The sequence below is a fragment of the Planococcus sp. CAU13 genome, from assembly GCF_000775575.1.
Classification (GTDB): Bacteria; Bacillota; Bacilli; order Bacillales_A; family Planococcaceae; genus Planococcus.
This window is the reverse complement of sequence record NZ_JRGN01000105.1, coordinates 1-12,117: the sequence shown is the minus strand read 5'-3', so window position 1 is coordinate 12,117 and position 12,117 is coordinate 1. Positions and strand designations below refer to the sequence as shown.

Annotated in this window: 14 protein-coding genes; all 14 read left to right on the top strand. The window is 47.1% G+C overall.

From position 1 onward, the window contains the following. Positions 1–186 (top strand): hypothetical protein (locus tag KW93_RS17755; protein ID WP_235318358.1); only part of this gene is annotated, 186 nt, incomplete at its 5' end. Further along, complete coding sequence (locus tag KW93_RS04555) at positions 158–1,135, top strand: ABC transporter substrate-binding protein (RefSeq protein ID WP_033541793.1); 978 nt, start codon at positions 158–160, stop codon at positions 1,133–1,135. The genes KW93_RS17755 and KW93_RS04555, both read left to right, overlap by 29 nt. Further along, positions 1,128–2,129, top strand: a complete 1,002-nt coding sequence (locus KW93_RS04550; protein ID WP_033541792.1) for a FecCD family ABC transporter permease — start codon at positions 1,128–1,130, stop codon at positions 2,127–2,129. The genes KW93_RS04555 and KW93_RS04550 overlap by 8 nt, the downstream gene beginning before the upstream one ends. Then, positions 2,122–3,582, top strand: coding sequence for an adenosylcobinamide amidohydrolase (locus KW93_RS04545; protein WP_033541791.1), 1,461 nt, complete (start codon positions 2,122–2,124; stop codon positions 3,580–3,582). Before KW93_RS04550 ends, KW93_RS04545 begins: the two co-directional genes overlap by 8 nt. Next, entirely contained in the window at positions 3,579–4,532 is a 954-nt protein-coding gene (gene cbiB / locus KW93_RS04540; RefSeq protein WP_033541790.1) for an adenosylcobinamide-phosphate synthase CbiB, read from the top strand. The genes KW93_RS04545 and cbiB overlap by 4 nt, the downstream gene beginning before the upstream one ends. Continuing rightward, positions 4,519–5,598, top strand: coding sequence for a pyridoxal phosphate-dependent aminotransferase (locus KW93_RS04535; protein ID WP_033541789.1), 1,080 nt, complete (start codon positions 4,519–4,521; stop codon positions 5,596–5,598). Before cbiB ends, KW93_RS04535 begins: the two co-directional genes overlap by 14 nt. Next, positions 5,580–6,128: a bifunctional adenosylcobinamide kinase/adenosylcobinamide-phosphate guanylyltransferase gene (locus KW93_RS04530; protein ID WP_033541788.1), complete on the top strand. Its 549-nt coding sequence runs from the start codon at positions 5,580–5,582 to the stop codon at positions 6,126–6,128. Before KW93_RS04535 ends, KW93_RS04530 begins: the two co-directional genes overlap by 19 nt. Before the next feature lie 12 nt (positions 6,129–6,140). Continuing rightward, positions 6,141–6,911, top strand: coding sequence for an adenosylcobinamide-GDP ribazoletransferase (gene cobS, locus KW93_RS04525; RefSeq protein ID WP_033541787.1), 771 nt, complete (start codon positions 6,141–6,143; stop codon positions 6,909–6,911). Continuing rightward, a complete protein-coding gene (locus KW93_RS04520) occupies positions 6,884–7,468 on the top strand; it encodes a histidine phosphatase family protein (RefSeq protein ID WP_033541786.1) in 585 nt (194 codons plus the stop codon). The genes cobS and KW93_RS04520 overlap by 28 nt, the downstream gene beginning before the upstream one ends. Next, positions 7,420–7,845 carry a bifunctional adenosylcobinamide kinase/adenosylcobinamide-phosphate guanylyltransferase gene (locus tag KW93_RS04515; protein ID WP_033541785.1) on the top strand — a complete coding sequence of 142 codons (426 nt, stop codon included), beginning with the start codon at positions 7,420–7,422 and terminating at the stop codon, positions 7,843–7,845. The genes KW93_RS04520 and KW93_RS04515 overlap by 49 nt, the downstream gene beginning before the upstream one ends. After that, the gene (locus KW93_RS04510; protein ID WP_033541784.1) at positions 7,820–8,410 is read left to right on the top strand and encodes a cob(I)yrinic acid a,c-diamide adenosyltransferase; all 591 of its coding nucleotides are present in this window, start codon (positions 7,820–7,822) and stop codon (positions 8,408–8,410) included. The genes KW93_RS04515 and KW93_RS04510 overlap by 26 nt, the downstream gene beginning before the upstream one ends. A gap of 1 nt (position 8,411) precedes the next feature. Then, the gene (locus KW93_RS04505) at positions 8,412–8,897 is read left to right on the top strand and encodes an ECF transporter S component (protein WP_033541783.1); all 486 of its coding nucleotides are present in this window, start codon (positions 8,412–8,414) and stop codon (positions 8,895–8,897) included. Next, complete coding sequence (locus tag KW93_RS04500) at positions 8,887–9,564, top strand: hypothetical protein (RefSeq protein ID WP_033541782.1); 678 nt, start codon at positions 8,887–8,889, stop codon at positions 9,562–9,564. Before KW93_RS04505 ends, KW93_RS04500 begins: the two co-directional genes overlap by 11 nt. Before the next feature lie 269 nt (positions 9,565–9,833). Continuing rightward, on the top strand, positions 9,834–11,978 hold the full coding sequence (locus tag KW93_RS04495) for a (Fe-S)-binding protein (RefSeq protein WP_033541781.1): 2,145 nt from the start codon (positions 9,834–9,836) through the stop codon (positions 11,976–11,978). Positions 11,979–12,117: the final 139 nt, after the last annotated feature.

The window sequence follows — 12,117 nt, the reverse complement described above, 5'->3', positions numbered from 1 at the left end:
CCCGAGGAGCTGGCCGCTGGAGTCTGGACACCAGACGCAAAGAGAAACCACAATACCCACAACACAAGCAACACACTAAGGTTCAGCTTCGAATCAGCGGTGTCCCCCTCCGCTGATTCGGTGCTGGACCGCAAAAAACATATTGGAGGAATACAACATGAAGAAGTTTTGGAAATTTGGTTTTAGTGCAGGGCTGGCAGCAGTTCTGATGGCAGGATGCGGCGGCGAAACCGCAGTGGAAGAAGAGCAGGACGTCGAAACGCCGGCGGAACCGCCGACGGAAGTGGCGGAAGCGGAATTTCCTGTAACGCTTGTCGATGCGCTTGGTGAAGAAGTAGTAATCGAGGAAGAGCCGCAGTCGATTGTATCCATGATCCCTTCCAATACTGAAATAGTATATGAATTAGGGTTAGGGGATAAGGTTGTCGGAGTTTCAGACTTTGATAATTATCCTGAAGAAACAGCGGATGTAGAAAAAATCGGCGGAATGGAATTCAATGTAGAAAAAATAATCAGTTTGCAGCCGGACATCGTCTTTGCCCACGAATCTGGCCTTGGGGCAGGGACAGAGGGACTGGAGCAGCTTACTGATGCAGGACTTACAGTGTTTGTTGTCGATAATGCTCAAAGTTTTGAGGAAGTTTATGACACAATTACAATCATTGGCCAGGCTGCGGGTGTTACTGAAGAAGCCGATGCACTGGTTGAACAAATGAAAGTGCAGGTGGAAGATATTTCTGAACAGGCCGGCAGTGTGGAAGAAACCAAATCAGTATTTGTGGAAGTAGGAAGCGATCCGGAAATTTTCACAACGGGTTCCGGGACATTCATGGATGAAATGCTTCAGCTCATAAACGCTGAAAACGTAGCTGGAGATCAGGAAGGCTGGGTCAGCATGGATCCCGAAGCCATTGTCGCAGCAAATCCGGATGTCATTGTGACCACTGAAGGCGGTTATATCGAAAATGCGGAAGAATTAATCAAGAGCCGCAGCGGCTTTGCAGAAGTTACTGCAGTTCAAGAGGATGCTGTCTACAGTGTCGATTCGGACGCGGTAACACGTTCCGGCCCTCGTTTAACAGCTGGCTTGCTTGAATTGGCCCGTGCAGTTTATCCGGAGGTCTTCAGTGAATAAAAATTTTCTTGCATATATCGTTTCTCTGCTGCTTTTGGGCGGAGCGATTGTGCTGGGTGTAACGATCGGCACGGTTCCTATTTCACCTGTAGTATTATTCAATCCGAAATTCGATGAAACGGCAGCCAATATACTCTGGAATATTCGTATGCCCCGAGTAGTTCTTGCAGGACTTGTCGGAGCTGCTCTGGCGATTGCAGGAGCTGCATTTCAGGGACTTTTGAAAAATCCGTTAGCCGATCCTTACACTTTAGGAGTGTCTTCCGGTGCCTCTGTAGGCGCCGTGATGACACTTTTTTTCGGCATTTCGCTCCCTTTTCTCGGAACATTCACATTGCCGGTGATGAGCATGATCGGCGCATTACTCACGATGTTCATGGTCATGGGATTTGCTAAATTGGTCGACCGATCAATGAAAATGGAAACAGTCATCCTGACCGGGATCATCTTCAGCTCATTTCTCGGATCTGTAATTTCGCTGATGATTGCTCTGACCGGCGAGGAACTGAGGCAGATTATCGGCTGGCTCCTTGGAAGTGTATCAATGCGTGGCTGGCCATACGTTCAGATGGCCCTGCCTTTTATAGGAATTGGATCCTTTGTTCTGTGGCTGAACCGCCGCGAATTGAATGCTATGCTATTCGGTGAAGAGCGTGCACAGCATTTGGGGGTGGATGTGAAAAAAAGAAAGTTGTCGATACTCATTGGCGGATCGGTGCTTACCGGAGCCGCAGTTGCCGTTTCTGGTACGATTGGATTTATCGGACTGGTGGTTCCACATATGACACGGCTTGTCTGGGGATCTGATCACCGCCATTTACTGCCTTTATCCTTCATCAACGGAGCAGCGTTATTAATCGTCTGTGATCTTTTGGCGAGAACGATCATATCTCCGACAGAGTTGCCGATCGGAGTTATAACCTCGTTTATAGGTGCACCTGTGTTTGCTTATATTTTTTTCCGGCAGCGCAAGGGAGGGTCAATGAATGCTTGAAATACAAAATTTATCAGGTGGCTATGGAGAAAAGAAAATTATTGAAGATGTTTCTTTCAGGGTGGAAAAAGGGGAAATGCTCGGAATACTTGGTCCGAATGGCAGCGGGAAGTCGACACTTATGAAACTCATGAGTGGAGTATTGCCATTCAAAGAAGGAACCATTACGGTTGACGGCAAACAGATCACTGATTTCCCGCCCAAACAACTGGCCAGAACAATGGCGGTTCTGCCTCAGCTTCATGTCCATGCTTTTTCGCATTCCGTCCGTGAAACAGTTTCGCTTGGAAGATATCCGCATCAGAGCGGCTGGTTTTCCAGCTGGTCAAAAGAGGATGAAAATTCGGTCGTTGAAGCGATGCGTCTTATGGATATAAGCCATTATGAGAAGAGTCAGATCGATCAATTGTCAGGCGGGGAACAGCAGCGTGTCTTTGTAGCTCAGGCTCTTGCACAAAATGCCTCGATTCTGCTGCTCGACGAACCCACAAACCACTTGGATATCAATCATCAAAAAGAATTGCTTGATACGATAAAAAAACAGGCTATTGAAAAAGATTTGACCATTGTTTCGATTTTTCACGATATTAATCTGGCCGCAATGTACTGTGACAAATTATTGCTGTTGGATAAGGGCAGAATTTACCGCATAGGCGAACCTCATGAAGTTGTCAGGGAGCATGACGTGGAAGCTGTTTACAAAACAAGGGTCAGCAATCATCCACACCCGGAATTGCCGAAACCCCAAATTACTCTCTTGCCTAATGTAAAAAGAGATATTTCATCAGCTCAAATCAGGGCAGAAGATTTTTCGATTTCATCAAAAATGGTTCTTTACAGAAGCAGGGTGCCATTGAAAACCGTGTCGTCTGCGGTCGTCAACCCAGGTTCCGGATGGTTCAGGAACTTCATGAACCGCCATGTGGATGCATCCTATAATATTGATAACAGCCTTGAGGAAATGAAGGGCTTCATTGAAAAAAATGAGTTGAAATCGACGGATACGGTAGGCATGATGACAGCGGTGCAAACCCGGCATGCCATAGTGAAGGAATATGAAGGCACGTTTGGCAGCGTTGTAATCGCTGTTACAGCCGGTGTGGGCAACGGAGTCGATGTGTCAAAAGCAGTTGAACGGACGATGCATGTGGGAACGATCAATACATGGATAATGGTCAACGGCTCGCTATCGGAAGAAGCTTTTATCCAGGCCATGATTACAGCGACTGAGGCGAAAACCAAAGCCCTGCAACAGGAGCAGGTCATGGATCCATTAACTGGTACAATTGCGACAGGAACTTCAACCGACAGTTGTTTAGTGGCAGCAACGCAACAGGGTGAATATCTGCCTTATGCCGGTCCTGTAACGGAAATAGGGAAATTGATCGGCCGCGGCGTTTTTGAATGCACTGTAGAAGGCATCAAAGCATACCGGGAGGCAAAGAAGGCATGATGCACCATATACTTGCGATCGGTATTGCTATGATGCTCGATCGTTTGATAGGAGATCCGCCGCACTGGCCTCATCCGGTTCGCTGGATCGGAAAGTATATTTATAAAGCAGCCGAATTATTAAACAAAGGGCCACATGCTTACCGGAACGGTTTTTTGATGGTGGGATCTTTGATCGTTATCGTCTTTTTAACAGTGGCAGGCGCAGTATTTCTGGCTTATCTGGTCCATCCTTTTTTGGGAGTTGCGGCAGAGGCGGTTTTAATAGCATCCGGTTTGGCGCAGAAGAGTCTGCAAGTCGCAGCTGAAGATGTTTATAGACCGCTGGTGAATAAAAATCTGGATGAAGCCCGCCACAAACTGTCTTGGATTGTGGGCCGGGATACACGCCACTTGGACGAAAGCGAAATTACCCGCGGAGTTGTCGAAACGGTATCCGAAAACACCAGCGACGGGATTACAGCCCCGCTATTTTGGGCGTTTCTGCTGGGTGCTCCGGGGTTATGGGTATATAAAGCAGTCAATACGTGCGACTCGATCGTAGGTTACAAGAATGAACAGTTCCGGCAATTCGGCTTTGCTTCTGCACGCCTGGATGATTTGCTGAATTTTGTGCCGAGCCGAATAACAGGATTTTTAATCCTGATGCTGACAGTAAACAGGAGAAAACTGTCGATTCCAGGACGGTTGAAGGAGTGGATCCAATATGCTCCGCAACACCCAAGCCCGAACAGCGGCTGGCTGGAAGCAGCTACTGCGGTGCAGCTGGGAGTCAGGTTAGGCGGCGAAAATTCTTATGGAGGCGTCTCGTCGTTCCGCGCTTATATGGGGCTGCCGGTTTATCAGCTGGAAGCCAGCCACATCAAGGAAGCAGTGACCCATATGCAGATTGCATCATGGGCATTTTTCATATTATTTGCGATGGGAGGAATAATAATTGAATTTGCCTAATCATGGTGCAAATCCGCTGCGCCTCTATAGCCAGTCAGGCATCGAGCCTCCTGGAAATTTCCTGGACTTCAGTGAAAATATCCACCCTTTCGGCCCCCCTGTATTCGTAAAAGAAAACTGGTCCGATTTTTACCAGTTGCTGAATGCGTATCCTGATCCGCACGCAGAACCTTTTCGAACAGCAGCTGCTGCATATCATCATACAGGAAAAGATCAGATAGCTGCTGCAAATGGCGCTGCAGAAATTTTCACATGGCTGGCCAGAAGGTACCGCGGCAAACGTGTGATTTTAATGGAACCTGCTTTTTCTGAATATCGCCAAACGCTCGAAGCTGAAAGAGCAGTCATCAGCGAAATTCAATTATCCTCCCAGAGCGATTGGCAGGTAAATATCGAAGCAGTCAAAGCGGAACTTGATAATAGTACAGCTATATATATTTGCAACCCGCATAATCCGACCGGAACTGTATTGACAGCAGAACAATTGAAAGAAATCGCGGATTATTGCTGTGCTGCAGATTGTGAATTAGTAATAGATGAGGCTTTCATCGATTTTATTGGCGAGGAAGCATCATTTGCTGAACACCTTTCTTCATATCCTCAAGTAATAATTGTACGTTCAATGACAAAGATGTATGCAATCGCCGGTTTAAGGCTGGGTTATGTAATGGCATCGCCGCAAACGATCAGTGAATTAACGGAAGGAGCGGCACATTGGAATGTCAATGCATTGTCTGCATCGATCGGGGCCGGCTGTTTCCCGCTGGAAGACTACAGGGAAATGATTCGGGTGGCAGCCAATACAGAACGGATTAAAATGGTTCAGTTCTTTACAGAAAAAAATTGCCGTATTACAGATTCCAGGGCTAATTTCCTCTCATTCAGCCTGCCGGAGGGCAAAGATTCAGATCTATTTTTTCGGGACATGCTGAAAAAAGGCATCGTATTGCGACATACATATTCATTTAAAGGAATGGACGGCCGTTGGTTCCGCATCGGCATGAAGTCGGAAGGTGCAATGGACCGGCTTAGGGAGGAGATTTCCTTATGGCTCACTCAAAGCTGATTTTTATCAGTGGTGGTGTTCGAAGCGGAAAAAGTGCCTATGCTGAATCACTGGTTCGGCGGTTTGGTGCACAAAGAAAAGTATATCTGGCAAGCGGCCGGGCAAATGATACCGAAATGAGAGAGCGCATCGAGCGGCACCGCAGTGATCGGGAGATGGACGGCTGGCATACGATTGAGCAGGCAAATCAATTTGAAAAAGTGTTGCCGTTACTGGAAACCGGTGATGCTGTGTTGTGGGATTGTGTAACAACCTGGCTGGCAAATGAATTATATGAAGGCTGGGAGCAGGGAGAAATCTGTGCGGAAAAAATCGGCTGCATGGAAGCGAAATGGGACAGAATGAAGAAAACTATCTCACAGATAGCTGATAGAGCAGAAGTGTTGGTGATTGTCTCCAACGAAGTGCTGGATGATTTCATGCGTGACGAGCGGTACATGAAATGGCTGGGGAAAATCCATGTGTGGCTTGTGCAGGAAGCGGTTCAGGCATTTGAGATGGAAAATGGAATAGCGTTTAAAAGGAAGTAGGGGGAATTTGCAATGGCCAAGTACATAGGAACAGGACTGCTGCTGGCATTGCAGTTTTTCTCTGTTTTTCCCATCAGAAAAAATTTGCCCATGGAGAGGCAGCATGTGACAGCCATGTATGTTCAGCTGCCGGTAATCGGTATATTGATGGGGGGTATGCTGGCAGCTTCAGCTTTTTTACTGAGGGATGCAACTGATGCCAGTTCTTTATTGATCGGCTTTTTAATAACGTTCCTCAGTATTGCCATGACAGGCGGCCTTCACATGGATGGATTGGCTGACGCAGCAGATGCCTATTTTTCCTATCAGGACAAAGAAAGGCGTCTGGAGATAATGGGAGACCCGCGCATTGGGGCATTCGGCGCAATTGCGCTGATTTTAACCATTACGGGAAAAATCATCATTATATCTGAAACGGTCCTTTCAGTTTCTGTTTGGCTGATTTTATTTATACCGGTCATTTCAAGAATCGGTCTTCTGTTTCTTTTCAGCTTGACTTCCACTTCCAAATATTCCGGTCTCGCCGCCTTTTTTCGGAACAAGGCGAATCTATCGGTGATCACAGTATTTGCCATGGCATGGATGGTAGTGGTGGCTGCAGCAATTATTGTATTAACCGGCTGGCAGAGTGGGATTGCTTTACTTGCTGCATTTCTTATCGCCTCTTTTCTTTACCGTCTATGGTGCAATAAAAACTTTGGCGGAGTCACGGGTGATCTGTTCGGAGCCTACGTGGAAGGAATTGAGTTATCATTATGGATAATGATTTTATTCTTCATCTGATTCGCCATGCCCCGACTGCCGGAAATGTAAGAAAGCAATATATAGGCTGGACGGATGAACCTGTATTGCCGTTCAGGGCGAAATCCGATAAGAGTTGCAGAGTGGTATGGGGAAGTGATTTGCAGCGCTGCAGACAAACCGCATCGATACTGTTTCCGAATGCAGAGTACAGGGCGGTTACGAACTTCAGGGAATGCAATTTTGGACAGTGGGAAATGAAAACCTATAAAGAGTTAGCGCATAATCAAAGCTACAGGGCCTGGATTGATGATCCGCTTGTGAATATTCCTCCTGATGGAGAAAGTTTCAGCCAAGTGATATTGCGTGTGGAAGAGGCATTGCAAAACCTGCCGGCAGGCAATGAATTCACCATTCTTATGCATGGGGGGCCATTGCGCTATCTGCTGGCACGCGCAAAAAAGCAGGCGTTTAATGAACAGTATGCGCTGCATGGTGATTGCCATACCATTGTATGGGAAAGTCGGAAGGCGTTCGGGGAGGGAGCCAGATGCAAATCGTATTCGGTGGAGCCTTTAATGGCAAAAGACAATTTGTGAAACAGCAATTGAAAGTGGAAGAATGCTCCTGGTATGAAGGACAATGTCCGGAGAGTATCAGCAAACCAGCTGTCATTGCGGGATTGGAAAAATGGGTGAAGCTGCAATTGCAAAATGAGGTATCCGAAGAAAATATCATGCAGCATATAAAAAAAGTCAGCCAGCAAGCTGCGAGTTCGGAACAGATCTGGATTTTAACCGATATGAATAGGGGTATTGTGCCGATTGATCCCATTGAACGGGAAATGCGGGATGTAATCGGAAGGATCTACCAACACCTTTTTGCTGAAGCACAGCAAATAACACGGATTTGGTATGGCATTCCACAAATTATAAAAGGGGCGGATCATTGTGAAAATCTATACAAAAACAGGTGATAAGGGGCAGACGAGTCTGATCGGGGCACGCGCTGATAAAGATGCACCACGGATAGAGGCTTACGGAACGATTGATGAAGTGAACTCATTCATCGGAAAAGCAATGACTGAGCTGGACCCGTCAAAATTTGCCGATCTTCTGGAAGACCTGGAAACCATTCAAAATGAGTTGTTTGATTGCGGAGGCGATTTGGCCGATGTACGCAAAAATCCTCAATACAAAATGACGGAAATACCAGTGGAAATTTTGGAGAAAAGAATAGATGATCTGGTGGAAGAACCGCCTTTACTTGAACGCTTTATCCTTCCAGGCGGTTCACCTGCAGCAGCAACTCTACATATTGCCCGCACGATTACACGCCGCGCTGAACGCCAGACGGTGACGCTTATGAAGTCAGGAGAAGAATTCCCCTCAGTCGTACAGCGCTATTTAAACCGGCTATCTGATTATCTCTTTGCAGCAGCACGTGTAGCCAACTCAAGGAATGATGTGCCGGACAATGAATATGTCAGGAGCGCTAAGGTTTTTAAAGGCGGCGGACGCGCCAAAAAATCGGAGGAGTAAAATGGACACGAAGAAATTGGTGCTGGCTTCTTTATTCACCAGCTTATCAGCAGTCGGCGGTATGATTAAAATTCCGCTCGGCATAGCTTCAATTGCGCTCGATACGATGCCGGCGTTGATAGCCGTCCTGTTTTTTTCGGCTCCGCTGGCTGGAACTATCGCGATTTTCGGCCACTTACTGTCAGCATTATTTGGCGGCATGCCTCTTGGGCCTTTTCACTTCCTCATTGCATTGGAGATGGGTGCGATTGTCTGGCTGTTTGCGAAATTGCATAACGGAAGTAAAAATTGGATGAAATGGGTGGCATTCATCCTGGGCAATGGGGTGATTGCAGCTGTTCCTTTTTACTTCCTGCTGTCTTCCTCATTTTTTTACGCAACAGTTCCGGCCCTTGTGATTGCAGCTTCCGTAAATTCAGTGTTAGCGGCTGCTGCTATGCCTTACATCGATAAAATTGCTGTGGGGAGGTTGTTCCATGCGTCATGAACTGCACGTCCGTGATCTGATAATCACTACCGATAATTCGGGAGCCATAGGCGAGAAAGAGCGGGATGAAATAAAAGCCTCAGATCTCACGACAGCAAAGTTCTCAGCCAGAGTAGCATTACTGGAACAATGGGCGGCCGGCTCTGAACCGTTTGCTGTCCTGCTTCATAACTTCAGCGGAGCGGAACACTGGGAACGGTATGTTGCCGGCATCACAGAGCTTTTTCGGGAAACCGGTCTGCCACCTTTTCCCATTACAGGGAGCAGTGAGACGAATATGAAAATGCTGCAATCTGCACTGTCAGTAACGATGATAGGCGAGAGGAAGAAAGAAATCAGCAACTCGAATTTAAAGTGGTATGTTTACGGGTTGCCCTTAACAGGTGAAAATGTTATAAAACAGTCCACGGACGTTGCAGATTTAAAACAGATTAACGAATTGAGGAAAGCGGAAATTATTGAAAGCATCTGGCCGGTGGGTTCGAAAGGAATTGCCGCTGAAGTAAGCCTGATGCTGGGGAAGGCGCTTTTACCTGTTTCAGGCCTCGATCTTTCCGCTTCCGGCGGGCCATCAACAGCTGTTCTGATAGGTGCGGAACAGCAGAATTGTCAACTGGTGGAAGATCATCTGAATGGGCCGCTTTTTCATTTATCATTTATTGACTGACAGGCACCGCATTGAGCGGTGCTTTTTTACGCCATTATCCAGGAACTGAAGACAATAAATGAAAAAATATAGGAAAACTTGCAGAAAACAGGGTGCAAGATGAGCTGCACTGGGTATAATGAAAACGATATAATGTAAACCCTTTCAATTTCCCTATTGACTGAATGCTCATTCATATTTTACTATAGAACATAACATCGACAACCGATGCCTGTTGACGTAAACTTTTGAATAAGGATATTGGAATAAATATTTAAGGAGGAATCGCAATGGAGCCGTTGCTAATCGCAAACTGGATCTTATTTTTGGCAGTCACGATCTACGCAGTCTATCTATTCATTTATCTGCTGAAATCGCGATATGACTTTATCAAGCTCGGCAAGAAAGTGGAATTTGAAGATAATTTCAACGAACGTGTCCGCAAAGTCATGGTCAACGTTTTTGGCCAGAAGAAATTAATGAAGGATAAGAAAAGTGGAATTATTCATGTCATGTTTTTCTATGGTTTCCTGCTGGTGCAGGCGAGTGCCATTGATTTTATCATCAAAGGATTATCGCCAGGCTCTCACTTGCCCCTCGGACCGCTTTATCCGGCTTTCACTTTTTTCCAGGAAATTGTTACATTAACTATCCTGGTGGCCGTTGTCTGGGCATTCTACAGACGCTATATTGAAAAACTGGTTCGTCTGAAACGCGGCTGGAAATCAGGCCTCGTATTGATTTTCATCGGCGGTTTGATGGTCACCGTTCTTGTCGGTAATGGTGCCGGCATGGTTTGGCAAGGCCACGAGGCAGCCTGGACAGAGCCGGTTGCATCCGTATTTGCCACTTTATTCGCTGGACTTCCTGCCACAGCTGCAGCAACGATCTTCTATATTATGTGGTGGGCGCATCTATTGTTCCTATTGGTCTTCCTGGTTTATGTCCCACAATCAAAACACGCTCACCTTATCTTCGGACCGGTCAACACCTGGTTCCACCGCGTGGATCACGTCGGCCGTCTGAAGCCGATCAATTTTGAAGAAATGGAAGAAGCGGATGATGATGATCCGGACGCCATGCCTTCATTCGGTGTCGGAAAAATCACCGATTTCAACCAGGCACAGATGATCGACTTCTACGCATGTGTCGAATGCGGACGCTGCACGAATATGTGTCCGGCAACCGGCACAGGTAAAATGCTGTCACCGATGGACCTGATCACGAAGCTTCGTGACAACCTGACGAACACGGGTGCAGTCATGACCCGGAAAAAACCATGGGTGCCGGCAATGGCATTCAGCAATACGCAAGGAAACCAGCTGGCGATGGCTGCCGGCGCTGAAGGGGTAACGATTGACGACCTGTACAGCCCAAGCCTGATCGGCGACGTTATCACAGAAGAAGAAATCTGGGCATGCACGACTTGCCGTAACTGTGAAGACCAGTGTCCGGTTATGAACGAGCACGTGGACAAAATCATCGACCTTCGCCGTTACCTTGTAATGACGGAAGGGAAAATGGATAAGGATGCTCAGCGCGCGATGACAAATATCGAGAAGCAGGGCAATCCTTGGGGCCTTAACCGTAAAGACAAAGAAAACTGGAGAGATGCACGCGAAGACGTTCATATCCCGACTGTCAAAGAAATGAACAAAGCCGGCGAAGAATTCGAATTCCTGTTCTGGGTCGGTTCAATGGGATCATTCGACAGCCGCTCCCAAAAAATCGCTCTTTCATTTGCCCGTCTGATGAACGAAGCGGGAGTGAAGTTCGCAATTCTTGGCAATAAAGAAAAGAACTCCGGCGATACGCCGCGCCGTCTCGGCAACGAATTCCTGTTCCAGGAACTGGCGACAGCGAACATCAAAGAGTTTGAAAAAGCGGAGATCAAGAAAATCGTTACGATCGATCCGCACGCATACAATATCTTCAAAAACGAATACCCGGATTTCGGCTTTGAAGCTGAAGTTTATCATCACACTGAAATGCTGTTCGAATTATTGCAGCAGGGCAAGTTGAAACCGCAGTATCCGGTCAACGAACGCATCACGTTCCATGACTCCTGCTACCTTGGCCGCTACAACGATGTTTACGACGCACCGCGTGAGATCCTGAAATCGATCGAAGGCGTCGAGCTTGTTGAAATGGTCCGTAACCGCCAGGATGGCATGTGCTGTGGAGCAGGCGGCGGCTTGATGTGGATGGAAGAAGATACCGGTCACCGCGTCAATGTTGCGCGTACCGAACAGGCACTCGAAGTCAACCCTACGATGATTTCTTCCGGCTGCCCGTACTGTCTGACGATGCTGTCAGACGGCACGAAAGCGAAAGAAGTCGAAGAATCGGTCGGCACTTACGATGTTGCTGAACTTCTTGAATTGTCCATCTTCGGCAATGAAATACCGATGCCGGAAGAAACGATCGTTCAATAATTATTGCCAAAACTTAAGAAATTCTATAAGATGAAAGATAAGGAGAGGGAGTGTAAAAGCTCCCTTTTTTCATGAGAAGTTGTCGAGCGAGCGTTCAGTCAACGATATAGGCGGACATCATCCGCCTATATCGTTTGCC

Coding starts and splice junctions, on each gene's coding strand:
- cobS (WP_033541787.1), top strand. CDS start 6,141: ATGGCCAAGTACATAGGAACAGGACTGCTGCTGGCATTGCAGTTTTTC.
- KW93_RS04500 (WP_033541782.1), top strand. CDS start 8,887: ATGCGTCATGAACTGCACGTCCGTGATCTGATAATCACTACCGATAAT.
- KW93_RS04505 (WP_033541783.1), top strand. CDS start 8,412: ATGGACACGAAGAAATTGGTGCTGGCTTCTTTATTCACCAGCTTATCA.
- KW93_RS04545 (WP_033541791.1), top strand. CDS start 2,122: ATGCTTGAAATACAAAATTTATCAGGTGGCTATGGAGAAAAGAAAATT.
- KW93_RS04495 (WP_033541781.1), top strand. CDS start 9,834: ATGGAGCCGTTGCTAATCGCAAACTGGATCTTATTTTTGGCAGTCACG.
- KW93_RS04515 (WP_033541785.1), top strand. CDS start 7,420: ATGCAAATCGTATTCGGTGGAGCCTTTAATGGCAAAAGACAATTTGTG.
- KW93_RS04530 (WP_033541788.1), top strand. CDS start 5,580: ATGGCTCACTCAAAGCTGATTTTTATCAGTGGTGGTGTTCGAAGCGGA.
- KW93_RS04520 (WP_033541786.1), top strand. CDS start 6,884: ATGGATAATGATTTTATTCTTCATCTGATTCGCCATGCCCCGACTGCC.
- cbiB (WP_033541790.1), top strand. CDS start 3,579: ATGATGCACCATATACTTGCGATCGGTATTGCTATGATGCTCGATCGT.
- KW93_RS04555 (WP_033541793.1), top strand. CDS start 158: ATGAAGAAGTTTTGGAAATTTGGTTTTAGTGCAGGGCTGGCAGCAGTT.